This is a genomic window from Micromonospora nigra, from assembly GCF_900091585.1.
Taxonomy (GTDB): domain Bacteria; phylum Actinomycetota; class Actinomycetes; order Mycobacteriales; family Micromonosporaceae; genus Micromonospora; species Micromonospora nigra.
The window spans coordinates 4,748,007-4,771,437 of the sequence record NZ_FMHT01000003.1 but is presented as its reverse complement, the minus strand read 5'-3'; the positions used below and the strand labels follow the sequence as shown (position 1 = coordinate 4,771,437).

16 protein-coding genes are annotated in these 23,431 nt (G+C 73.7%); 7 read left to right on the top strand and 9 right to left on the bottom strand.

Annotated features, from left to right (window positions below):
• Positions 1-11 precede the first annotated feature (11 nt).
• The 3 genes from GA0070616_RS20750 (at position 12) to GA0070616_RS20740 (ending at position 4,210) form a co-directional block, all read left to right on the top strand.
• Positions 12-2,081 carry a 3-hydroxyacyl-CoA dehydrogenase NAD-binding domain-containing protein gene (locus tag GA0070616_RS20750; protein ID WP_091085690.1) on the top strand — a complete coding sequence of 690 codons (2,070 nt, stop codon included), beginning with the start codon at positions 12-14 and terminating at the stop codon, positions 2,079-2,081.
• A gap of 152 nt (positions 2,082-2,233) precedes the next feature.
• Positions 2,234-3,013, top strand: coding sequence for a hypothetical protein (locus GA0070616_RS20745; protein ID WP_091085686.1), 780 nt, complete (start codon positions 2,234-2,236; stop codon positions 3,011-3,013).
• Positions 3,014-3,136: 123 nt separating this feature from the next.
• Positions 3,137-4,210: a hypothetical protein gene (locus GA0070616_RS20740; protein WP_091085683.1), complete on the top strand. Its 1,074-nt coding sequence runs from the start codon at positions 3,137-3,139 to the stop codon at positions 4,208-4,210.
• Between the two features lie 174 nt (positions 4,211-4,384).
• Here the strand turns inward: GA0070616_RS20740 and GA0070616_RS20735 are convergent, their stop codons facing one another.
• From GA0070616_RS20735 to GA0070616_RS20725, 3 genes are all read right to left on the bottom strand, one after another.
• On the bottom strand, positions 4,385-5,578 hold the full coding sequence (locus GA0070616_RS20735) for a sensor histidine kinase (RefSeq protein ID WP_091091285.1): 1,194 nt from the start codon (positions 5,576-5,578) through the stop codon (positions 4,385-4,387).
• A 171-nt stretch (positions 5,579-5,749) separates the two neighbouring features.
• Entirely contained in the window at positions 5,750-6,418 is a 669-nt protein-coding gene (locus tag GA0070616_RS20730; protein WP_091085680.1) for a response regulator transcription factor, read from the bottom strand.
• A gap of 102 nt (positions 6,419-6,520) precedes the next feature.
• The gene (locus GA0070616_RS20725; protein WP_091085677.1) at positions 6,521-7,813 is read right to left on the bottom strand and encodes an outer membrane protein assembly factor BamB family protein; all 1,293 of its coding nucleotides are present in this window, start codon (positions 7,811-7,813) and stop codon (positions 6,521-6,523) included.
• A gap of 162 nt (positions 7,814-7,975) precedes the next feature.
• Between GA0070616_RS20725 and GA0070616_RS20720 the strand changes: the two genes are divergently transcribed.
• The gene (locus GA0070616_RS20720; RefSeq protein WP_245713005.1) at positions 7,976-9,901 is read left to right on the top strand and encodes a DUF6311 domain-containing protein; all 1,926 of its coding nucleotides are present in this window, start codon (positions 7,976-7,978) and stop codon (positions 9,899-9,901) included.
• 58 nt (positions 9,902-9,959) lie between these two features.
• Here the strand turns inward: GA0070616_RS20720 and GA0070616_RS20715 are convergent, their stop codons facing one another.
• On the bottom strand, positions 9,960-11,801 hold the full coding sequence (locus tag GA0070616_RS20715) for a DUF6311 domain-containing protein (RefSeq protein WP_245712845.1): 1,842 nt from the start codon (positions 11,799-11,801) through the stop codon (positions 9,960-9,962).
• Positions 11,801-13,606 (bottom strand): DUF6311 domain-containing protein, encoded by a 1,806-nt coding sequence (locus tag GA0070616_RS20710; protein WP_245713004.1) that lies wholly within the window; start codon positions 13,604-13,606, stop codon positions 11,801-11,803. The genes GA0070616_RS20715 and GA0070616_RS20710 overlap by 1 nt, the downstream gene beginning before the upstream one ends.
• Before the next feature lie 391 nt (positions 13,607-13,997).
• Here GA0070616_RS20710 and GA0070616_RS20705 point away from each other — a divergent pair, with 391 nt between their 5' ends.
• The gene (locus GA0070616_RS20705) at positions 13,998-15,194 is read left to right on the top strand and encodes a hypothetical protein (protein ID WP_091085666.1); all 1,197 of its coding nucleotides are present in this window, start codon (positions 13,998-14,000) and stop codon (positions 15,192-15,194) included.
• A 75-nt stretch (positions 15,195-15,269) separates the two neighbouring features.
• On the opposite strand, the gene dxs is transcribed toward GA0070616_RS20705, so the two are convergent.
• The 4 genes from dxs to GA0070616_RS20685 form a co-directional block, all read right to left on the bottom strand.
• On the bottom strand, positions 15,270-17,204 hold the full coding sequence (gene dxs, locus GA0070616_RS20700; RefSeq protein WP_091085662.1) for a 1-deoxy-D-xylulose-5-phosphate synthase: 1,935 nt from the start codon (positions 17,202-17,204) through the stop codon (positions 15,270-15,272).
• A 71-nt stretch (positions 17,205-17,275) separates the two neighbouring features.
• Positions 17,276-18,475 (bottom strand): anhydro-N-acetylmuramic acid kinase, encoded by a 1,200-nt coding sequence (locus GA0070616_RS20695; protein ID WP_091085660.1) that lies wholly within the window; start codon positions 18,473-18,475, stop codon positions 17,276-17,278.
• Between the two features lie 140 nt (positions 18,476-18,615).
• The gene (locus GA0070616_RS20690; protein ID WP_091085656.1) at positions 18,616-19,842 is read right to left on the bottom strand and encodes a class I SAM-dependent RNA methyltransferase; all 1,227 of its coding nucleotides are present in this window, start codon (positions 19,840-19,842) and stop codon (positions 18,616-18,618) included.
• A complete protein-coding gene (locus tag GA0070616_RS20685; protein WP_091085652.1) occupies positions 19,839-21,914 on the bottom strand; it encodes an APC family permease in 2,076 nt (691 codons plus the stop codon). Before GA0070616_RS20685 ends, GA0070616_RS20690 begins: the two co-directional genes overlap by 4 nt.
• Before the next feature lie 158 nt (positions 21,915-22,072).
• Here GA0070616_RS20685 and GA0070616_RS20680 point away from each other — a divergent pair, with 158 nt between their 5' ends.
• Both GA0070616_RS20680 and GA0070616_RS20675 read left to right on the top strand, forming a co-directional pair.
• Positions 22,073-22,735: a potassium channel family protein gene (locus tag GA0070616_RS20680; RefSeq protein ID WP_091085650.1), complete on the top strand. Its 663-nt coding sequence runs from the start codon at positions 22,073-22,075 to the stop codon at positions 22,733-22,735.
• 2 nt (positions 22,736-22,737) lie between these two features.
• On the top strand, positions 22,738-23,427 hold the full coding sequence (locus tag GA0070616_RS20675; protein ID WP_091085646.1) for a potassium channel family protein: 690 nt from the start codon (positions 22,738-22,740) through the stop codon (positions 23,425-23,427).
• Positions 23,428-23,431 lie beyond the last annotated feature (4 nt).

Here is a 23,431-nt window from a genome sequence, read left to right as displayed (position 1 = left end):
GAGAGCGTACGGTGAGCGCGCTCACGGCACCCAACGAGGTGGTCACGAAGGCGCTGCTGCGCCAGGTGGACGTACCGGGGCTGGACCGTCCGGCCGCCCTGATCACCCTGGACAACGGCTTCGACCACACCAAGCCGAACACCTTCGGCCCGGGCGGCCTGACCAGCCTGGACGAGGCGATCACCGCCGCCCTGGCGGCGAACCCGGCGTTCGTCGCGGTCACCGGTAAGCCGTACGTCTTCTGCGTCGGCGCCGACATCACCAGCCTGCCGGCCCTCGCGGACCGCGAGCAGGCGCTGGAGGTCGGCCGCCTGGGCCACCGGGTGTTCGCCCGGCTCAAGGACGCCGACGTCCCGACCTTCGCCTTCGTCAACGGGGCGGCCATGGGCGGTGGCCTGGAGTTGGCGCTGCACTGCCACTACCGGACGCTGTCGGCCGGCGCGGCGGCGCTGGCGCTGCCCGAGGTCTCCCTCGGCCTCATCCCGGGCTGGGGCGGCACCCAGTTGCTGCCGAACCTGATCGGCATCCCGGCGGCGACCCAGGTGATCATCCAGAACCCGCTGATGCAGAACAAGATGCTCAAGCCGAAGCAGGCCGCCGAGCTTGGCATCGCTGACGTCCTGCTGGAGCCGGCTGACTTCCTGGAACGGTCCCTGGAGTGGGCCGCCGGGGTCGTCCGGGGTGAGGTCACCGTGACCCGGCCCGAGGTCGACAAGGACATGTGGGCGGGCGTGCTCTACTTCGCCCGGCAGACCCTCGACTCCCGGCTGCACGGCGCGGTCCCGGCCGCCTATCGGGCGCTGGACCTGCTGGAGACGGCGAAGGACGCCGACTTCGCGACCGGCACCGCCGCCGAGGACGAGGCGCTGGCCGACCTGGTGTTCTCCGAGGAGCTGCGCAGCGGCCTGTACGCCTTCGACCTGGTGCAGCGGCGGGCCAAGCGGCCGGCCGGCGCGCCGGACAAGGGCCTGGCCCGCCCCGTGACCAAGGTGGGCATCGTGGGTGCCGGGCTGATGGCCAGCCAGCTCGCCCTGCTGTTCGCCCGCCGCCTCCAGGTGCCGGTCGTCATGACCGACCTGGACCAGGCCCGCGTCGACAAGGGCGTCGGCTACGTGCACGCCCAGATCGAGAAGGCCGTCAGCAAGGGCCGGATGGACAAGGGCACCGCCGCCAAGCTGTACGGCCTGGTCAGCGGTTCGGTCGACAAGGGTGTCTTCGCGGATGCCGACTTCGTCATCGAGGCCGTCTTCGAGGACCTGGCCATCAAGAAGCAGGTCTGGGCGGAGCTGGAGAAGATCGTCAAGCCGGACGCCGTGCTGGCGACGAACACGTCGTCGCTGTCGATCACCGCGATGGCGGAGGACCTGGAGCACCCCGAGCGGGTGGTCGGCTTCCACTTCTTCAACCCGGTGGCGGTGCTGCCGCTGCTGGAGATCGTCCGGGGCGAGCGCACCGACGACGCGACCCTGGCCACCGCCTTCGCGGTGGGCAAGCAGCTCAAGAAGTCGAGCGTGCTGGTCTCCGACGCCCCGGCGTTCGTGGTGAACCGGCTGCTGACGCGGTTCCTCGGCACCGTGTTCGCCGCCGTCGACGCGGGCACACCGCTGGAGGTGGCGAACCGCGCGCTGGACCCGCTTGGCCTGCCGATGCGCCCGCTGGCCCTGCTCCAGCTGGTCGGCCCGGCCGTGGCGTACCACGTGGGCGGCACCCTGCACGCCGCGTTCCCGGACCGGTTCGGCGTCAGCGAGAACCTCAAGCGGATCGCCGACTCGGGCCAGCCCATCGTCGTCGACGACGAGATCAACGCCGAGGTGGCGAAGCTGCTCGTGGTCGGCGACCAGCCGCTCACCGAGGAGCAGGTGCGCCAGAACGCGCTCGACGCGCTGGCGCAGGAGATCCGGCTGATGCTCGACGAGGGTGTCGTGGCCGAGGCGCAGGACATCGACCTGTGCATGATCCTCGGTGCCGGCTGGCCGTTCCACCTGGGCGGCGTCACGCCGTACCTGGATCGGACGGGCACCAGCGAGCGGGTCACCGGCCGGCGGTTCCTACCGCCCGGCGTGGCGAGCCTGAACGCCTGACCCCACCCGCTCCCCGACGACCGCGGTGGTCGCCCCCACGGGCGGCCACCGCGGTCGTGTCACGTCCACCGGGGTGTGGCTTCTCGGATCGGTGGATGTCGCCCGGTCTGGCTACGATCAGCCCTTCGCACCCCGCATCAGGAGCTGACCGAATGTCCCAGCCGTCAGGCCACCCCCACCCGTCCGAGCCCACCCCCGGTTTCCCGCAGCCGGGCGCGTATCCGCCCGCGCAGGGCGGGTTCCCCGCGCAGGGCGGGTTCCCCGCGCAGGGCGGGTTCCCGGCGCAAGGCGGGTTCCCCCCGCAGGAAGGGGTCCCCGCGCAGGGCGGGTTCCCGGTTCCGCCGGCTCCGCGGAAGTCGAAGGCCGGCAAGATCCTGCTGATCGTGCTCGCCGTGGTGCTGGTGCTCTGCGCCGCAGGCGCCGGCGTCACCTGGTTCGCGTTGAAGGACGAGGTCACCGAGGCGGTCGACGCCACGAAGACCCGCCTGGTCGCTCCGGAGACCCTCGCCGGCCGGCCGAAGATCACCGAACCGGAGCTTCAGGCGCTCACCGACCAGATGGTCCGCGAGATGAAGTCGACGGTGCAGAACGAGACGAGCGCGGTGGGCGCGTTCTACGGCGACCCCGCCAAGCAGGACCTGGTGATGATCGCCGGAGCGTCCGGGTTGATGGCAGACCCGAAGAAGGAGCTCGACGACGCGATCGGCGGTCTCTCGGCCGAGCTGACCGTCACCGGCATGCGGCCGGTCGAGCCGGGTCCGCTCGGCGGTGAGGCCCGCTGCGGCGACGGCAGGACCGACGAGGTCCCGCTGGGCGTCTGCGTCTGGGCCGACAAGGGCAGCCTCGGCATGATCGTGATGTTCTTCAAGACCGGTGCTCAGGCCGAGTCGGAGCTCGTGACCATCCGGGGCCAGGTCGAGCAGCGTTCCTGACCGGGGCCGCCCGGCCCCGTCGCACCAGTGCCGGCGGGGCCGGCGCGCCTCCCCGTGGCCGGGGCAGTGGCTGTGGCGCCGGCTGGCTACCATCAGCCCGCCTTCCACACCTGGAGTTGACCGATGTACCCACCCCCGGCCGACCCCCACCCGTCGCAGCCGGAGCCCGGCTCGCCGTACGGTTCCTACCCGCCCGCCGGCGGTCATCCTCCGCAGGCTGGCTGGCCGCCGCCCCCGCCGGCCGGCGGTTGGGCGCAGCCCGGCGAGCAACCACGCTACGGCGAACCGGCCGCCGGTGGTTGGCCCCCGCCAGCCGAGCAACAGCCGCAGTACGGCGAGCCACAGCCATACGGCGAGCCACAGCCATACGGCGAGCCACAGCCGTACGCCGGTCACCCGCAGCCGGCGGCCCACCCGGGGCCGGGTGGCTTCCCGCCGCACGGTGATCCCGGCTACGCCGGGTACCCGCCCGTGCAGCCGTACGCCCCACCGCCGAAGACGTCCCGCACCAGCCTCCTGGTGGGTCTGCTCTCCGCAGTGACCCTGCTGTTGTGCCTCGGCGGCGGTGGCGGCCTCGCCTGGTACGCCCTGTCCGACAACGATCCCGCCGACCCGACCGCCTCGGCGAGTGCCAGCCCGACGCCCGGCGCGTCCAACCCACCGGTGCCGAGCAGCTCCCCGCCGGCCGACCCCGACGCCTCGGCGGACCCCGGCACATCGACGGATCCGGCGCCGGCGGGGCGAACCCGACTGGTCGCGCCGACGACCCTCGCCGGGCGGCCGAAGCTCACCGAACCGGAGTTCACCGCTGTCGCCGACCAGATGGTCCGGGACATGAAGTCCTCGGTACGCAACGAGACCAGCGCGGTCGGCGCGTTCTACGGCGACCCCGCCAAACAGGACATGATCATGCTGGCGGGAGCGTCGGGGCTGATCCTCAACCCGAACCAGGAACTGGTCGACGCCATTTCGGCGCTGTCCAAGGAACTGGCCGTCCGCGACATCCGCACCATCGACGCGGGGCCGCTCGGCGGCGAGGCGCGGTGCGCCGACGGCAAGACCGACAACGTGCCCCTGGGCGTCTGCGTCTGGGCGGACCGGGGCAGCCTGGCCCTGTTCGTCGTCTACTTCTCCTCCGGCCCGGAAGCCGCCAGGGAGTTCGCGACCATCCGCGCCCAGGTGCAACAGCGGGGCTGACGCGACGACCAGACCGGGCCCCCGCCACCTCGACTCCACCCGCTGCCTGCTGCCGGAGGACGTGTGGCCGGGGGCCCGCCGCGTCCGGGCACCGACGGGGCGGTCAGCGGTAACCGAGGCGTGTCGCGGCAGGGGCCTTGTCGGGCCTGGGCATTCCGGCCCAGCCCGTGGCGGCTACGGTCCGGCTCGCCGTTTGGCGCTGGCGGCCACCGCCGGAAGGTTGTCGGCGCAGGGCAGGGTCACGGTGACCTCCAGTCCACCGCCCGGTTGGGCGAGCACCTTGACGGTGCCGCCGTGCGCGTCGCAGACCGCCCGGACGATGGAGAGCCCCAGCCCGGAGCCCCGGGCGCCCGTGCGTTCCTGCCCGCCCCGCCGGAACGGCTCGAACAGCCCCGGCACGTCGGCCTGGTCCACCTCGAAACCGGTGTTGCCCACCACCAGCCAGGACCGGGATCCGTCGGAGCCGGTCCGCACCCAGATCCGTCCGTGCAGGTGGTTGTAGCGGACCGCGTTCTCGACGAGGTTGCCGGCCAGCCGGTCGAGCAGTCCGGGATCGCCGACCACCGGCGCGGACTCCAACGAGGTCTGCACCCGCAGCTTGATCCGCTCCACCTCGCGGCGTACCGCCGACAACGCGTTGGCGGTGCCGACGGCCAGGTCGCATTCGGTACGCCGGCCGAGCCGCCGGCCCGTCTGCGCCTCACTACGGGCGAGTACCAGCAGCGCGTCGACCAGCCCGTTGGCCCGCTCGGAGGCGTCACGCACCACCGTGGCCATCCGGCGGTACTCGTCCGTGTCCGCCTCGTCGTCGCTGAGCGTCACGTCGATCTCGGTTCGCATGACGGCGAGCGGGGTGCGCAGCTCGTGTGAGGCGTTGGCGACGAACCGCTTCTGCGCCGCGAAGGCGGCGGTGATCCGATCCAGCATCGCGTCGAAGGTGTCGGCCAGCTCGGCCACCTCGTCGTCCGCGCCCGAGTAGCCGATGCGCTGGTCCAGCGTCGTCTCGCCGAGCCGGCGGGCGGTGGCGGTGACCTGGTGCAGCGGGCGCAGCGCCCGGCCGGCGACCGCGTACGCGCCGACCACCCCGACCGCGCTGATCGCCAACAGCGCACCGAGCCCCTTGGCCAGCAGTTCCCCCGACGCGGAGTCGGCCAGCTGCCGCTGCCACTGCGCGGCGTCCAGCGTGCGACCGTCGGCCAGCACCACCGTCGTGCCGGGCAGCAGCTCGTCTGTGGGGCGCAGGGCGTCGCGGACCAGCAGCCAGGCCAGCAGCACCAGGATCGCGCCCGCACCCACCAGCAGGACGCCGTTGAGCAGCGTGAGCCGCAGCCGTAACGTCGGCCGCAGCCGGGGCGAACCGGCCGCCAGGTCACCCCCGGTTCGCGACTGCGGGGCTCGCAACACCGGCTCACTCCTCACGCTCACGAAACCACCCCGGCTCGCGACTGCGGGGCTCGCAACACCGGCTCACTCCTCACGCTCACGAAACCACCCCGGTTCGCGACTGCGGGGCTCGCAACACCGGCTCACTCCTCACGCTCACGAAACCACCCCGGCCGTGCGGTAGCCCGCGCCCACCACCGTCTCGATCAGCTGCGGGTCGCCCAGCTTCTTGCGCAGCGTCATCACCGTAACCCGGACGATCGTGGTGAACGGGTCGGTGTTGGCGTCCCAGACGCGTTCCAGCAGTTCCTCGCTGGAGACGACCGCGCCGCGCGCCTTCAGCAACTCGCACAGCACGCCGAACTCCTTGTTGGTCAGGTCGACCGGCTGACCGCCCCGGGTGACGACCCGGCGGGCCGGGTCGAGTTCCAGGTCGGCCAGGGCGAGCACCGGCGGCGCGGCGGGGGTGGCCCGGCGGCCCAACGCCTGCACCCGGGCGACCAGCTCGTCGAAGGCGAACGGCTTGGGCAGGTAGTCGTCCGCACCGAGCTGCAACCCCTCCACCCGGTCGGCGACGGTGCCGCTGGCGGTCAGCATCAGCACCCGGGTCAGTGCGCCGGAGGCGGCCAGCTCGGCACAGATCTGGTCGCCGTGCATGCCGGGCAGGTCCCGGTCGAGCACCACCACGTCGTACCGGGTCACGAAGGCCATCTCGTGGCCGCTGTCGCCGTCGTACGCGACGTCCACCGCCATCCCGCGCTTGCGCAACCCCCGGACGATAGCGTCGGCGAGATTACGTTCGTCCTCCACCACCAGCACCCGCATACCGCGACCTCCTCGCCGTGACCATCCGACAACCTAGTGCCGGCCGCCAAACCGGAGTCACCCACCGTCGCCGGGGCGGCAACGCCGGCGAACGCGGTGTGGTCAGTCGAGCTGCCACACGCCGACACCCCCACCGGTGTCCTCGCGCAGCAGGCAGGCGACCGCGCCACCACCGGTGACGCAACCGCCGACGGCGTCGTGCATGACCTCGCGGATCCGCACCCCGCCGGCCGAGTCGATCACCTCGGCGAGCACCAGCCCGCCCCCGGCCGCGCCGCGGGTGACGAGCAGCGGCTGGTCACGGTCGGCCCACGGCACCAGCTGCCAGGTGCCGAGGTCGGCCGTGACCCGGCCGGTGGCCGGGTCGAGCACCTGGATCCGGTCGCCGTCGTCGCTCGGCCGGATCCCGACGAGCGGACCGCCGGCGACACTGAGCACCGCCCGGAGTTCGTCGGCGTACCAGCGCACCGCCCCGGTGGCGGGATCGAGAGCCCGCACGCCCCCGGTCTGCCCGACGACGCACAACAGCACACCGCACGGCGTGACCCGTCCCACCCTGGGCAGCGCCGTCGACCACCGCTGGCGCAGGCCGTCCACCTCGTACGCGACGAGGGTGGCCGGCCGGCTGCGGACCATCAGCACCAGGTCACCGGCCACCTGGACCTGATGGTGGATGGGCCGTTGCCCGGCCGACGGGTCGAGCTGGTGCAGCACCGATCCCGTGCGGCTGTCGAGCACCTCCACGGGGCCGCCGGGCAGCGCGCGTACCACGCGGTCGATCACGCCGTCGCGGAAGCGCTGGTCCACCCCCGTCATCGGCACCGGCACGGCCCACCGTTCGCGGCCCGTCGCCAGCTCCACCGCCCGCAGCGTCGGCTGGTTCGCCAGGGTCTGCAGCAGGACCTGGTCGGAGCCGTCGGTGATGGCGATCCCCGGGGCCGTCCACCGGGTCCGACCGGTGTCGGCGTCGAGCAGCAGGGTCGTCTGCTCCCGCCCGGACACCGACACCAGCACCCCGGCGGACACCACCTCGACCCGCCAGCTCCGACTTCCCGGGGGCAGCGGAACCCGCCACAGTGGTTCGGGCCGCTGCCAACCCGGCGCCGCCCGCTGCGGCACCGGGTACGTCACCAGCTCCGACCGGCCGTCGTCGGCCCTGGTGGGTGGCGGCTGCACGACGAACAGCCGCTCCCCGGAGAGGAAGACGGCCGCACCCGCAGCCGCCGGCACGGTCGCCCGGCTCTGGACCACCGGCCCGGCGGAGGCCGTCAACGTCACCAGCACGAGCAGCACCGTCAGTGCCACCCGCACGGGCCGGCCGACGGCTCGCGACGGCGGGGGCAGCGCACGCGCGTCGGTGTTGCCGTCCATGTCACCGAGGTCGATCAGCGTCACGTCGTCCTTCCCGTCGCCGCGCCCACGTTCGGCGGTCTGCCCGTCCCGCGACCAGCCAGCACCGCCAGGACTGTCCCGCCGCGCCCGCCACGGGCCAGCCGGACGGGACGGCGGACGCCTGTACGATGGCCCGTCGTGGCTGTGCCGGTGGTTGATCCCTCGCTGAAGACCGTCCCCGAGCCCGTCGCGACGCCGTCGTCGCGAGGGCCGCACCGGCGGGTGGCCCGCGCCGACGCGCTGGCCATCGGAGCGTACGTGCTCCTGGGCGTCTTCGTGTGCCTCAACTACTGGGCGGACGTGCACAACCGGGTCTCCTCCCACCTGCCGACCGACCACAGCTGGTTCGAGTGGCTGTTCTCGCACGGCGCGTACTCCCTGCGGCACCTGGAGAACCCGCTGTTCACCGAGCGGCAGAACGCCCCCGACGGGGTGAACATGATGGCCAACACCTCGCTGCTCGGGGTGACCCTGCCGTTGGCCCCGCTCACCTGGCTGCTCGGCCCGCAGGTGATGTACGCCCTCTACCTGGGTGCCGCGCTGGCCGCCACGGCCGGCACCTCGTACTGGATGTTGTCGCGGCACCTGGTGCGCTCGCGCGCCGCGGCGTTCGTCGGCGGCGCGTTCCTGGGTTTCGCGCCGGGCGTCGTGCACCACGCCAACGGGCAGCCCAACTTCGTCTCCAACTTCCTGCTCCCGCTGATCGTGGTGCGGGTGTTCCGGTTGGCGGAGCCGGGTCGCTGGCGGCGCAACGGCATCGTGCTCGGCCTGCTGGTGGCGTACCAGATCTTCATCAACGAGGAGATGCTGCTGCTCACGGCGATGGCCTGCCTGGTCATCGTGGTCGCGTACGCGGTCATGCGCCCGCGCGCCGCCTGGGCACGGGCCGGCACCTTCGCGGCGGGCCTCGGCCTCGGCGGGGCGCTGGCGCTGGCGCTGGCCGCCTACCCGATCTGGTTCCAGTTCAACGGTCCGCAGTCCTACCGGGGTCTACAGGGCGGGGTGTTCCACAGTTGGGGTGAGGACCTGGCTGCTTTCGTCACCTTCCCCCGCGACTCGCTCGCCGGGGACGAGGCGGTCGAGCGGACCATCGGGCTGACCGAGCAGAACACCTGGTTCGGCTGGCCGCTGGTGATCCTGGCGGTGGTGGCGCTGGTGCTGCTGGTCCGCCGGTCGCTGGTGGCCCGGATCCTGGCCGTGCTGGCGGTGCTGTTCTCCGTCGCGGCGCTCGGGCCGAAGATCCGGATCGACGGGGAGGTCACGGAGACCGACGGGCCGTGGGCCTACATCCCACCCGACGTGCCGCTGGTCGAGATGATGATGCCGACCCGGCTCGCCCTGGTGACGACCGCCGCGCTCGGCGTGCTGCTGGCGCTTGCCTGGGACGCGGTGGCCGATCTCCGGCGGCGGCAGGACGGACCGGCGGCCACCGGGGGCCGCGAGGGGCCGGCGACCGAGGACCGCGACGACACCGAGGCCACCGAAGGCCGCGACGACACGGCCGGCGAGGGCCGGCCCATCGAGGGCGGCCAGGACCGCGAGGGGGCGGGGCGACGGCCCGCCTGGCAGCGGGTCGTGGGGTACGCCGCCATCGCCGCGGCTCTGCTGCCGCTGTTCCCCCGGCCGCTGCCGGCCATGCCCGTCGCACCGCCACCGTCCTTCATCACCTCCGGGGCCTGGCGACCGTACGTGCCCGAGGGGCGCACCCTCGTGCCGGTGCCGATTCCCAGCAACGTGCACGGCCTGTCCACGCTGCGGTGGAGCGCGCTGACCCAGCACGCGTTCCCCATCCCGGGCGGCTACTTCATCGGCCCGAACCTCGACGGCGACGGCGTCTTCGGCGCGCCGAACCGGCCGACCAGCAGCCTGATCTACTCCACCATGGACGCGGGCACGGTGCCGCCGTTGACGGCGGAGAACCGCCGCCAGGCGGTGGAGGACCTGCGCTTCTGGCGGGCATCGGTGGTGGTGCTGGGCGCCCACCCGCGGGAGGCCGTGCTGCGGGAGCTGATGACCGGCCTGCTCGGCGAGCCGCGACGGGTCGACGACGTCTGGCTCTGGGACGTGCGCCCGCTGGTGCCGCCGGCCTAGCCGCCCACCGGCCAGGCCGCGCCGCCCGTCGGCCCGCTCCGGGCGCTCGGGCTGCCCGTCAGCCGACGAGGGGACGGACGTCCCAGACGAGCGCACCGTCGATCTCCCGGGCCGGGCCGAGCAGTTCCTCGACGGCCCGCCGGACGGGATCGCCGTGGTGCAGCCCGCCCAGGACGACCACCGCCGCGCGCCAGTGCCGCAGGTCCTGCACCGCCTGCCGGCGCTCGACGTCGGTGATCGGCGGCACCTGCCCCGTGTCGGCGACCCGGCGCAGCAGCAGTGAGGTGGGCCGGTCGGGAGCGCCCCAGCGGGCCGTCGGGTCGTCGGGGGCGCTCGGTCCGATGAAGTAGCCGCCCGGCGCGTCGAAGGCCAACCCCGTCCGCGCCGACCACAGCATCGCCGGGCTGCGTCCCGCGTTGGTCACCGGCGGCACGGGCACCACGGTGCGTCCCGGCGGCACGTGCGCCCGCCAGCCGCCGTCGGCGACGAAGGCCGGCACGCGCCACGCCGGCACGGTGCGGATCGGTGTGGGGATCAGCGGCAGCAGCGCGGCGGCCACGGCACCGGCCCACAGCAGCCGTACCGGCACCCCGCCCGGGTCGCCACCGGGTGCGACCGGATGCGCGGCCCGGGCACCACCGGGCGCGACGGGCTGCGCGGCCGACGCGGCGGCGCGGACCCGGTCCAGGGAGAGGGCGACCAGGACACCCAGCACCGGCACGCAGACCAGCGGGAACCGGGCCGGCACCGCCAGGTCGAGCAGCGGCAGGTCGGCCAGCAGCCGGTACGGTCCGGGCAGCCCCGTGTCGGTGCCGCGCACCCGCACCGAGGAGCCGAGGGACAGCAGGGCGAACAGCACCCCGACCGCAGCCAGCGCCCGCACCAGTGGCCGGTGCCACAGCCAGGCCACCACGACGACGGCCAGCACCAGCAGCCCGGGGCCGAAGAACGAGTTCTCCTCCGTGGGATTGGGTGCCAACAGCCCCGGCAGGTGGTCGTCGCCGAGGATGGTCTGCCGGGCCGGGACGACGAACGACACGACGTCGAGCGGGTAGGCGTGGGTGTGGAACGGCATTCCCCGGTAGTGGCCGGGCCCGAGGAACTGGAACCACAACGGGTACGCCAGCAGCACCCCGGCCACCACGGCCCCGACGGCGAGGCGGCCGGCCGTGGCGGGTGCCAACCGGCGGGCGGTGGCCGGATCGGCGAGCGCGTACGCCGCCACGAACACGGCCCCGGCGAGCGCCACGAAGACCAGCAACTCCTCGCCGAGGAACGCCTGGTAGGCGACGACCAGCCCGAGCAGCACCCCGTGCCGCCGCACCCGGTCGGTGTCGGGACGCAGCACCAGGCCCAGGATCACCGGCACCAGGAACTGGGCCGCCATGTGCAGGTGGGCCCCCGCCTGGGCGACCATTCCCGGGGCGAAGCCGCAGACGAGGCCACCGACAGCCGCGGCCGCCCGGGACACGGCGAGCCGGCGGCGCAGCAGCACGTACCAGGCGGTGGCGGTGCCGGCGAGGCAGGCGACCACCGCGACCAGGAAGGACACCTGCGAACCGAACAGCAGGGTCACCGGGGTCAGCGGCACGCCCAGGCCGAGCACCGACGTGTTGGCCATGAGGTTCACCCCGTCGGGGGCGTTCAGGGCGTCGCTCCACAGCGGATCGTCGGCGTCGACCACCGCGCGGGCGGCGCGCGCCAGCATCCACTCGAACAGGATCTGGTCGCCGGCCTGATGGAACAGCCGGTCGGGGCGGCCCCACTGCCCGCTGGTCAGCCACGCCGCCAGGGCGAGGTAGCCGCCGACCACCAGCGCGGCGGGTGCCCGGCCCGGCAGCCGCGGCGGGCGTCGCCGGGTCTCGACGTCCTCGTCGCTGGTGGTGGTGCCGCTGACCATCAGGCCGACGGGTCGGTCAGTGTCCGGACGTCCCACACCCAGACGTCCAGTTCCTGCCGGCCGGGGCCGACGAGTTGCTCGACGGTCTGCCGCAGCGGCTCGGCGTGGTGCTGACGCACAGGCAGCACCAGGATGGCGGCCCGCCACTGCCGCAGCTCGTCGAGGCAGCGGCGGCGCTGCCGGTCGTCCAGCTTCGGGGTACGCCCGGTGCTGGCCACCTCCTCCAGCAGCGCGCCCATCCCGCTGGGCCGGCCCCCGAAGCGCCCGGGGTCGCCGGTGTTGCCGTTGCGGGGGGCGAGGAAGTACCCGCCGGGGATCTTGAAGTCGAGGTTGGTGGCGGCCGCCCAGCGCATGCCGTGTGCGTTGCCCATGCTCGGCACCGGGATCGGCACCAGCGTCTGGTCCGGCCCGACGTAGGGCCGCCACCGGTCGGCGGTGATGAACTTCGGCACCGGCGGGCGGGAGGTCATCGGCAGCGGCATCGGCAGGATCGGCAGCAGGGCGAGCACCAGCCCCGCCACGGTCAACGTGCGCACGGCGGGCCGGGGCAGGTCGAGTTCGCGGGTGCGGTCGATGGCCAACGCCAGCAGCACCGCCACCACCACGCTGGTGATCAGGCCGAACCGGGTCGGCACCACGGCGTCGAGCAGCGGCAGCCGCACCAGCCACTCCCACGGCCCCGTCACCAACTCCCGGTCCCACCAGGAGATCCGCTCGCCCAACGAGAGCACCGCGAAGAACACCGCCGTCACGGCGAGGGCCCGCACCAGCAGTTCGCGGCGCAGCCACACCACGATGCCGACCACGATCAGGGCGAGACTCCAGCCGAAGAAGGCGTTCTCCTCCGAGTAGTTCGGCGCCAGGTTGATGTTGGCCCGCTGGTCGCCGCCGAGGGTCGGCGAACCGGGGGCGAAGAACGCCGCGATGTCGTTGCCGTAGTCGCGGACGGCGTCGCTGAGGCCGTGGTACGCCATCGGCCCGGCGAACTGGACGTAGAGGGGGTACGCCAGCAGCGACCCGGCGATCACCGTGCAGGTGCCCAGCGCCTTCGCCATCGGCCGCCACGCCGCCGACCACGTCGCCGGGCGTTGCGCCACCACGGCCAACAGGAAGATCCCGCAGGCCATGGCCGTGAAGAGCAGGATCTCCTCGTTGATGAACGCCTGGGTGGTGACCAGCAGGGCGAGCAGGGCCCCGTCCCGGTAGGGCCGGGTGGAGCGGGTGATGACCAGCACCCGCCACACGATGAACGGCAACAGGAACTGGCTGATGATGTTGGGGTGCCAACTGGCGTGCGACAGCATCGCCGGGGAGAAGCCGCACAACCAGCCACCGACGATCGCGGCCAGCGGGGTGCGGACGACGTGCCGGGACAGCACGTAGTACCACGCCGAGGCGGTGCCGGCGAGTCCGAGCGTCACCAGCAGCACGAAGGTCACGGCCGGCCCGAACAGCAGGGTCACCGGCACCATCGGGATGCCGAGCGCGAGGATGGCCGTGTTGGCCATCAGGTTCACCCCGTCGGGGTAGTTGAACTGCTCGGTGAAGAAGGGAAACTCCCCGTGCAGCACCACCCGCACGGAGTGGGCGAGGAAGAACTGCACCTGCGCCGGGTCGCTGCTGTAGAGCGAGGCCACCCGGCCGGCCGGATCCACCCAGATCTGGCTGGTCACCCACACCGCGGTCAGCAGGAATCCACCGAGGACGGCCAGGTCGCGGCGGCGGGGGGTCCAGCGGAACCGTCGCCACCTGGACGACCTGCCGTCGGCCGACGGCGTCGCCCCGCTGCCGTCCTGGCGTCCCACGGCGATGTCGTCTGCGGGGCGGGTGCCGTCGGTGACCGCGCCGGACTCCGCGACGGTCGCGGCCGGGGCGGTCGCGGCCGGGGCCGTCGCGGCGGAGGCCGTCCCGACGGGACGGTCCGAGGCGGCGGCCGTACCCTCACCACGAGTGACGGTGCGGGACGCGGTGCCGGCGGCGGCGTCGGTTGCCGGCGGGGAGTCGGCGCGGGTCTCGGCAGGCGTCACAGTCGGCGGAGTCTACCCGAATGGGTATATGCCCCAAAGTCGACGCGACGGTCCGCTGTGGCGAGTGGTGACCTGGGCGACGCAGCGTGAGGCGACGCGATCACGCGGCGGGACATCTCGTACGATGGCGCTTTCCGCACGACGGCCGAGGCGATCGGGAGGCGTACAGGTGGCTCCAGTCCGTCGGCGCGGTGTGACGGCCGCCGCCCTGCTGGCCCCGCTGCTGGTCGCCGCCGCCGGGTGCGGTCCGGTCGCCGAGCGTGAACCGGGAGTCCTCCGTACGGGCTTCGACAGCCTCGACGGCACGCTGCGGGTGTGGCCGCCGCGCGGCGACCTGGCCCGCAGCGACGACGCGGCGGCTGCGGTCACCGAGGCGGTGCGGGACTGGCGTTCGCCGGTCGACGACCGGGTGCACCTGCCGTCGTCCGGCATCCTCTGGTCGGGCGAGGTCGACGGCAGCCCGCTGGCGCTGGTCGCCGCCAGCGTCCCGGGTGAGAGCGCCTCCTGGCTGCTGCAACTCGCCCGGGACGGTCAGCGGTGGAACGTCGAGCGGGCCACCGAATACACCAACCCGGGCTACCTGGTCTACTCCGACGTGCTGCCGGTGCAGACCCCCGACGGGCGGCGGTACCTCACCTCGGAACGCGTCGAGCGGCTGCTCGGCCCCGACGGACGGGCACTGGCCGACGCGGAGGGCCTGACCGAACCGGTCGACGTGCCGGCCTGCCGGGCGGTTCCGCTCACGGTCACCCTGCGGGCCACCGAGTCGCTGCCCCGGGGGCGTGCCGCCGACCGCCTGCTCGACCTGGGCACCGGCACGACCGACCCGCGCTACCCGCTCGTCCGCGACGAGAGCAGTTCCGGCAGACGCGCGTTGCAGGGCCTGGACACCTGCCTGCTCGCCGGTGAGGACGGCCCGTTCGGCAGCATCCCGCGTCGCATCGGCGACCGGGACGCCCCCCACTCGGTACCCGCCTCCTGGCCGATGGCGGGCCTGAGCGTGAAGACGCTGGGCGAGGTGGCCCTGGGCGGCGGCGAGCCGGCCGAGTTGCAGCAGCTGAGCTGGGACACGGCCGACGGCACCATGAGCGCGGTGCTCTACCGGCCGGCCGACGGCGCGGCGGCGGTGTTCTCCCCAGCCGACCGCACCACGCCCCTACAGGTGTACGACCTGCCGGTCCCCGGTCAGCCGCTGGTGGTGCTGACCTGGCGGGCCGCGAAGGACAGCACGCTGTCCGCTCCGCCGGGAACCCTGCGCCTGGTGGACCGGCCCGGTCTGGTGGTCGTCCCGCGCCCCGAGCGCAGTGAGACCTTCAGCCTCGCGGCGGCCGAGAAGACCCACTACCGGTCCGCCGGCGGCTCCTGACCCCGGCCGGGGCCCGCGGGTGGACGCGGCGGGGCCGGCCGGCGTGGGCCCCGGACGGGGCCCACGCCGGGCGGGTCAGTTCTGGGGGACGCGGACCGACTCGGTCCGCTCGCCGTCGAGCTGGGAGATCCAGCCGGTGACGTCGCGGGCCACGTCCTGCGCGGTGAGGCCCAGGTCGGCCAGGATCTGCGTGCGGGAGCCGTGCGGGTGCCAGGCGGCGGGCACGCCCAGGTCACGCAGCGGCACCCGGACGTCGGCGTCGCGCATCGCCTGGGCGAGGGCGTCGCCGACCCCACCGACCCGGACGCCGTCCTCGACGGTGACCACGAGGCGGTGCGCGGCGGCCAGCTCGACCAGTTCGGCGGGGACCGGCCGCACCCAGCGCGGGTCGACCACGGTCACCCCGTAGCCCTGCTCGGCGACCCGGGTGGCCACCTCCATGCCGAGCTGCCCGAAGGAGCCGACGGCGACCAGCAGCACGTCCTTACGTGCCGACTCGGCCAGCACGTCGACCGGGCCGACCCGACGCAGGGCCGGCAGGTCGGCGGCGACCGCACCGGTCGGGAAGCGCACGACGGTCGGGCCGTCGTCGACGGCGACCGCCTCGCGCAGCTCCTCGCGCAGGGTGGCAGCGTCGCGGGGCGCGGCGATGCGCAGGCCCGGCACCACCCCGAAGACCGACATGTCCCAGATGCCGTAGTGGCTCGGCCCGTCGGGGCCGGTGATGCCGGCCCGGTCCAGCACGAAGGTGACCGGCAGCTTGTGCATCGCCACGTCCAGCAGGACCTGGTCGAAGGCGCGGTTGAGGAAGGTGGCGTAGACCGCCACCACCGGGTGCAGCCCGCCCAGCGCCAGGCCGGCCGCCGAGGTGGCGGCGTGCTGCTCGGCGATGCCCACGTCGTACGTGCGCTCCGGGTACTTGCGGGCCAGCTTCGCGATGCCGGTCGGCTCGGCCATGGCGGCGGTGATGCCGACCACGTCGGGCCGCTCGTCGGCGATCGCGACCAGCTCGTCGGCGAAGACGTGGGTCCACTTGACGGCGGACGCGGCGGTGGCCTTGCCGGTGGCGATGTCGAAGGCGCCGGGGCCGTGGAAGCAGTCCGCCTCGTCCTCCTCGGCGGGACGGTAGCCGTAGCCCTTACGAGTGACCGCGTGCACTATCACCGGGCCGCCGAAGTTCTTCGCCGCCCGCAGCGCCACCTCGACCGCGCCGACGTCGTGGCCGTCGACCGGGCCGACGTACTTGATGCCCAGGTCCTCGAACATCGCCTGCGGGGCGACCGCGTCCTTGATGCCCTTCTTGACGGCGTGCAGCACCTCGTACATCGGCCTGCCGACCAGCGGGGTCGAGCCGAGGGCCTCCTTGACGCTGTCGAGCACCTTCTCGTAGCCGGGGTTGAGCCGCAGCGACGACAGGTGGTCGGCCAGGCCGCCGATCGTCGGCGCGTACGATCGGCCGTTGTCGTTGACCACGATGACCAGGGGGTTGCCGGCGGTGGCGATGTTGTTCAGCGCCTCCCAGCACATGCCGCCGGTCAGCGCGCCGTCGCCGACCACCGCGACCACGCTGCGCTGCTCGCCGCGCAGCGCGTACGCCTTGGCCAACCCGTCGGCGTACGACAGGGCGGTGGAGGCGTGGGAGTTCTCGATGAGGTCGTGCTCGCTCTCGGCCTGGCTGGGGTAGCCCGACAGGCCGCCGCGCTGGCGCAGCCTGTCGAACCCGTCCTGCCGGCCGGTGAGGATCTTGTGTACGTACGCCTGGTGGCCGGTGTCGAACAGGAGCCGGTCGCGCGGGGAGTCGAAGACCCGGTGCATGGCCAGGGTCAGCTCCACCACACCGAGGTTGGGGCCGATGTGCCCGCCGGTGCGGGACACCTTGGCGACCAGGAAGTCCCGGATCTCGGCGGCGAGGATGCCCAGCTCGCCGGCCGTGAGCCGCTTGACGTCCTGGGGACCGCGCACCGTGGCCAGCAGCCGGCCGTGGACGGCCGTGTCCTCTTCAACACTCATGAACGAAGAGTCTATCGGCCTGCGCCCAGTCCGCATCGTGGGCCGAGAACCCCCCGGCGTTGACCCGACGGTCAGGTGGCGACCCGCATCCGGCGGGGCGGGACCGGCGTGGGGCCCCCGAACGCCGGCCCGGCGGGGGTCCAGGAGCCGAGCACCGACGCCCGGGTGGCGCCGGTCACCGAGGGCAGCGCGCCCGGCAGGCCGTGCCAGGACAGCCACCCCAGCAGCGCGAACGCGTACGCCTCCTTGGCCTGGGCGGGAATCCCCAGCTCGTCGGTGGTTCGCAGCCGCCAGCGGCCCGCACCGAGCGCGCCGAGCCGCCGCCACAGGGTCGGGTTGCGCACTCCCCCGCCGGCCGCCACCACCTCGACCACGCCGTGCCGGTCGCAGGCGTCGGCCACCACCCGGGCGGTCAGCTCGGTCAGCGTGGCCAGCACGTCGTCGACCGGCACCGGGCCACCGCCACCCCCGTCGGCCCCGGCGACCGGGCCGGCGGCGAGGGCGGCCAGCCGGGCGTCGAGGTAGCCGGCGTGGAACAGCTCCTTGCCGGTCGACTTGGGCGGCGGCACGGCGTAGTAGGGCTCGGCGAGCAGCTCCGCCAGCAGTCCGGGGTGCACCCGGCCGGCCGCCGCGCGGGCTCCGTCGACGTCGCAGGGGGCGTCGAGCAGGCGGCGGGCCGCCGCGTCGAGCAGGGCGTTGGCCGGGCCCACGTCGTACCCGAGCACGGGCGCGCCCGGCGCGACCACGGTGAGGTTGGCGATGCCGCCCAGGTTGAGCGCGGCTCGCGCCCCGCCCCGGGCGTCGGCCAGCAGCAGGGCGTCGAAGGCCGGCACCAGGGGCGCGCCCTGCCCGCCGGCCGCGACGTCCGCCGCGCGCAGGTCCGACAGCACCGGTACGCCGACCCGCGCGGCCACCCGTGCCGCCGACCCCAGTTGCAGGGTGCCCCGGGCCCGACCGCCGTCGATCCAGTGGAAGACCGTCTGACCGGGCGAGACCACCGCGTCGACGGTACCTCCGGCCAGCCCGACGCCGACCGCCGCCGCCTCGGCGAAGACCTCCCCGAGACGGTTGTCCAGCCGGCAGACCGCCTCGACCGTGGTGGCCGCCGGGGGCAGCACCGCTGTGATCTCGGCACGCAGGTCGGCGTCGTGGCGCAGCTCCCGGTGGCCCAGCGGGCGCAGCCACAGGGTGTCACCCTCGACCGTGAACTCGGCGGCGGCCACGTCCACACCGTCGTGGGAGGTGCCCGACATCAACCCGACGATCCGCACCGCGCCAGGTTACGCGCCCCCGCGCCGGTCGGTGCCGGCCGGCGGCCCGACACGGAACCGGGCAGCCCGACACGGGACCGGGCAGCCCCCGGAGACCGACACACCCCCCGGTGGCCGCGCGGCGGACGGCGAGACACCGGTCAGGCGGGCGGCAGCAGCAGCCCGACCAGCTCGACGTGCTGGGTCATCGGGAACAGGTCGTACCCGCGCAGCGCGGCGAGCCGCCAGCCGAGCCCGGTGAACGTACGTACGTCCCTGGCGAAGGCGGCCGGGTCGCAGGCCACGTACGCGACCGCGCGCGGGTCGGCCGCCACGATCTCGCGTACCACCCGGGCACCCGCCCCGGCGCGGGGCGGGTCGAGCACCACCACGTCGACCGGGCCGGTGATCCGGCGGCGGGCCAGCGCGGTCTCCACCCGGGCCGCGACCACCTCCACCCCGGGCAGGTCACGCAGGTTCTCCCGGGCTGCCGTGACGCCGTCGCCGGCCGCCTCGACCAGGGTGACCCGGCCGGCGTCGCCGACCCGCCCGGCGAGCGCGGCAGCGAACAGGCCCGCCCCGCCGTAGAGGTCCCAGGCGGTCTCCCCCGGCTGCGGGTCGGTCAACGCCAGCACCGCCCCGACCAGGGTGTCGGCGGCGGCCGGGTGGACCTGCCAGAAGGACGAGGCGGGCAGGGTCCACTCCCGGCCGGCGGCCCGCTCCCGCACCCGGTCCGGGCCACTGACGGTGCGCGACCGGCCGCCGGTGAGTGCGGTCACCGTGACGTCGCCACCCGTCGCGACGACCACCTCGACGGCCTCGGCGTCCGGCCAGCGCACCCCCGTCACCGCCAGCACGGGCAGGTCACGCCCGGCCGGGTGGGCGATCAGGCAGCGGTCGACCGGCACCACCTCGTGCGAGCGGTGCTTGAGCAGCCCCGCCCGGCCGGCCGCGTCCACCGCGTACCGGACCCGGGACCGCCAGCCCAGCTGGCCGCCGGGCAGCGCTTCGACCCGGACGCCGAGGGCGTCGCACTGCACGTCGGTGAGGCCACCGAGGCGGACGAGTTGCTCGCGGACCACCGCGGTCTTCCAGTCGAGCTGGGCTGCGGGGGCGACGTGTTGCAGATCGCAGCCGCCGCAGCGGCCGGGTGCCGCGTACGGGCAGGGCGGGGTGACCCGCTCGGGTGCCGCCGCCAGCACGGTCACAGCGTCGGCCCGGACGAATCCCTTGTGCACCTCGGTGACCTCGGCCACCACCCGCTCGCCGGGCAACGCGTGCCGGACGAACACCACCTGGCCGTCCACCCGGGCCACGCAGTGCCCACCGGGCGCGACCGCGTCGACGGTCAGCTCGACCCGCCCGGCCTCCTCCACACCGCCGGTCACCGGTCACCCCCGTCGACCCGGTCGGTCTCGCCGGACGGGGTGGACCCCACCGGCGGGACGCGGGGCGGCAGGGTGCTGCGCGGCACCACCCGGGGGCCCCGCACCGGGCTGCGGGTCAGCGTGGCGTCGAGCCGGTCGAGGTTCTTGGTGGCGGTCGAGGCGAGCTGCCACGGCACGCTGGTCACCATCACCCCCGGCTCGAACAGCAGCCGGCCCTTGAGCCGCAACGCGCTCTGGTTGTGCAGCAGGTTCTCCCACCAGCGCCCCACGACGTACTCCGGGATGAAGACGGTGACCACGTCGCGCGGCGACTCCCGGCGGACCCCGGCGACGTAGTTGAGGATCGGCCGGGTGATCTCCCGGTACGGCGAGTCGATGACCGTCAGCGGGATCGGCACGCCCCGGCGCTCCCAGTCGGCCTGCAACTGCCGGGTGTCCTTGTCGTCGACGTTGACGGTCACGGCGGTCACCGTGTCCGGCCGGGTGGCCTGGGCGTAGGCCACCGCCCGCAGGGTGGGCTGGTGCAGTTTGCTGACCAGCACGACGGCGTGGTTGCGGGCCGGCAGCACGGGCCGTCCGTCGTCGGGGGTCAGTTCGACGGCGACCCGGTCGTAGTGCCGGCGGATGGCCAGCATCAGCACGTAGATCACGCCCATCGCCGCGATGGCGATCCAGGCCCCGAGCAGGAACTTGGTGACCAGCACGATCACCAGCACCGTCCCGGTCATGGCCATGCCGAACGCGTTGATGGCCCGCGACCGCAGCATCCGGCGACGGACCTGCGGGTCGCGCTCGGTGCCCAGGTGTCGGTTCCAGTGCCGGATCATGCCCGCCTGGGACAGGGTGAACGACACGAAGACGCCCACGATGTAGAGCTGGATGAGCTTGGTCACCTCGGCCTCGAACCCGATGATCAGCAGGCTCGCGAACACGGCGAGGAACAGGATCCCGTTGGAGAAGGCCAGCCGGTCGCCCCGGGTGTGCAGTTGCCGGGGCAGGTAGCGGTCCTGGGCGAGGATCGACCCGAGCACCGGGAAACCGCTGAAGGCGGTGTTCGCGGCCAGGAACAGGATCAGGGCCGTCACGCCGACCACCAGGAACAACAGCAGCGAACCGGAGCCGAAGACGGTCTCCCCGAGCTGGGCGGTGACGGTCTTCTGCACGTAGCCCTCGGGGCCCCCGACGATCTGCAGCCGGGGGTTCTCGACGAACTGCAGACCGGTCAGCCGGGCCAGCCAGACGATGCCGACCAGCATGGTCACCGCCACGACCCCGAGCAGCAGCAGGGTGGTGGCGGCGTTGCGGCTCTTTGGCGCCTTGAACGCCGGCACCCCGTTGGAGATGGCCTCCACACCGGTCAGCGCGGCACAGCCGGAGGAGAAGCTGCGCAGCAGCAGGAACGCCATCGCCCAGCCGGTCGTGTCGTGCCACTCGGCGGCGATCACCAGGTCGGCGCTGGGGGCGCGCAGATCCTGCCCGAGCACGAGCACCCGGACCAGCCCGGTGGCGATCATCCCGATGATGACGATGATGAAGCCGTAGGTGGGGATGGCGAACGCCCGCCCCGACTCCTTGATACCGCGCAGGTTGACCGCGGTGAGCAGCACCACCGCGGAGACCGCGATGAGCACCTTGTGGGTGGCCACGAACGGGATCACGGAACCGAGGTTGGCCACCCCGGAGGTGACCGACACCGCCACGGTCAGCACGTAGTCGACCAGCAGGGCACTGGCCACCCCGACCCCGGCGCGCGGGCCGAGGTTGACCGTGGCCACCTCGTAGTCGCCGCCGCCGGACGGGTAGGCGTGCACGTTCTGCCGGTAGCTGGCCACCACCGTCAGCATCACCACGACCACCGCGAGGGCGACCCAGGGCGAGAAGACGAACGCGGACGCCCCGGCGATGGACAGCATCAGCAGGATCTCGTCCGGGGCGTACGCCACGCTGGACAGGGCGTCGGAGGCGAACACCGGCAGCGCGATGCGCTTCGGCAGGAGAGTGTGTTGGAGCCGGTCGGACCGGAACGGTCGACCGACGAGCAGCCGCTTCAGCAGCGAGGTGGATCTGGCCACAACCGCCAAGGGTACGGCCACCGGCCGGTGGAAGTGCCGGTGGCCGACCGCCGGCCCGCCGGCACGGCGGAGTAGCGTCGGTGCCCGCCCCGGGCCCGGACGTGACAGGCTCGCAGGCGAGGGACCGACGCAGCGGGTACGCACCGTGGGAGGGCAGCGTGCATGTGGTGATCATGGGCTGTGGCCGGGTGGGTTCCACCCTGGCCCACAGCCTGGAGTCCCGGGGGCACTCGGTGGCCGTGATCGACCAGGACGCCGACGCGTTCCGTCGGCTCCGACCGGAGTTCGCGGGCATCATCGTCACCGGCGCCGGATTCGACGGCGACGTGCTGCGCCAGGCCGGCATCGAGCGCGCCGACGCCTTCGCGGCGGTCTCCAGCGGCGACAACTCCAACATCATCTCCGCCCGGCTGGCACGGGAGACGTTCGGCGTGCACCGGGTCGCGGCCCGCATCTACGACCAGCGCCGCGCGCAGGTCTACGAGCGCCTGGGCATCCCCACCGTGGCCACCGTGCGGTGGACCGCCGACCGGATGCTGCGGCACCTGGTGCCCGAGGGCAACGTGGAGATCTTCCGCGACCCCACCAGCACCGTGTCGATCATCGAGGTGCCCGTGCACAAGGACTGGGTCGGCCGGCCGGTGCCCGCCCTGGAGACGGCCACCGGAGCCCGGGTGGCGTACCTGATCCGCTTCGGCATCGGCACCCTGCCCACCCGCTCGACGGTGATCCAGGAGGGTGACCAGATCTTCATGCTGGTGACCGACGACATCGCCGCGTCCGTGACCGGTGTCGCGGCGACGCCCGAAGGGGGGCACTGAGCATGCGGATCGCCATCGCCGGCGCCGGCAACGTGGGTCGCTCGATCGCCCAGGAGCTGATCGACAACGGCCACCAGGTGATGCTCATCGAGCGGCAGCCCCGGCAGCTGCGGCCGGAACGGGTGCCCGACGCGGAGTGGGTGCTGGCCGACGCCTGCGAGCTGACCAGCCTGGAGGAGGCCGAGATCGCCGGCTGCGACGTCGTGGTCGCCGCCACGGGCGACGACAAGGTCAACCTGGTGGTCTCGTTGCTGGCCAAGACCGAGTTCGCGGTGCCCCGGGTGGTCGCCCGGGTCAACCGGGCCGAGAACGAGTGGCTGTTCACCGAGCAGTGGGGCGTCGACGTCGCGGTCAGCAAGCCACGGGTGATGGCCGCCCTGGTCGAGGAGGCCGTGACCGTCGGCGACCTGGTCCGTCTGATGACCTTCCGGCAGGGCGAGGCCAACCTGGTCGAGATCACCCTGCCACCCACGGCCCCGTACGTCGGGCAACCCCTGCACGCGGTGCCGTTGCCCCGCGACGCCGCCCTGGTGGCGATCCTGCGCGGGAAGCGGGTGCTGGTGCCCAGCCCCGACGACCCGATCGAGGCCGGCGACGAACTGGTCTTCGTCTGCACGGCCGAGATGGAGGACGCGGTGCGGGCCGTCGTGCTCGGCCCCGACAGCGTCGAGCGGACCCGCGAGTCGCGCTGAGGCC

Excerpts from the sequence above, each read along its gene's own strand:
- GA0070616_RS20745 (WP_091085686.1), top strand. The coding sequence starts at position 2,234 with ATGTCCCAGCCGTCAGGCCACCCCCACCCGTCCGAGCCCACCCCCGGT.
- GA0070616_RS20740 (WP_091085683.1), top strand. The coding sequence starts at position 3,137 with ATGTACCCACCCCCGGCCGACCCCCACCCGTCGCAGCCGGAGCCCGGC.
- GA0070616_RS20730 (WP_091085680.1), bottom strand. The coding sequence starts at position 6,418 with ATGCGGGTGCTGGTGGTGGAGGACGAACGTAATCTCGCCGACGCTATC.
- GA0070616_RS20715 (WP_245712845.1), bottom strand. The coding sequence starts at position 11,801 with ATGGTCAGCGGCACCACCACCAGCGACGAGGACGTCGAGACCCGGCGA.
- dxs (WP_091085662.1), bottom strand. The coding sequence starts at position 17,204 with ATGAGTGTTGAAGAGGACACGGCCGTCCACGGCCGGCTGCTGGCCACG.
- GA0070616_RS20675 (WP_091085646.1), top strand. The coding sequence starts at position 22,738 with ATGCGGATCGCCATCGCCGGCGCCGGCAACGTGGGTCGCTCGATCGCC.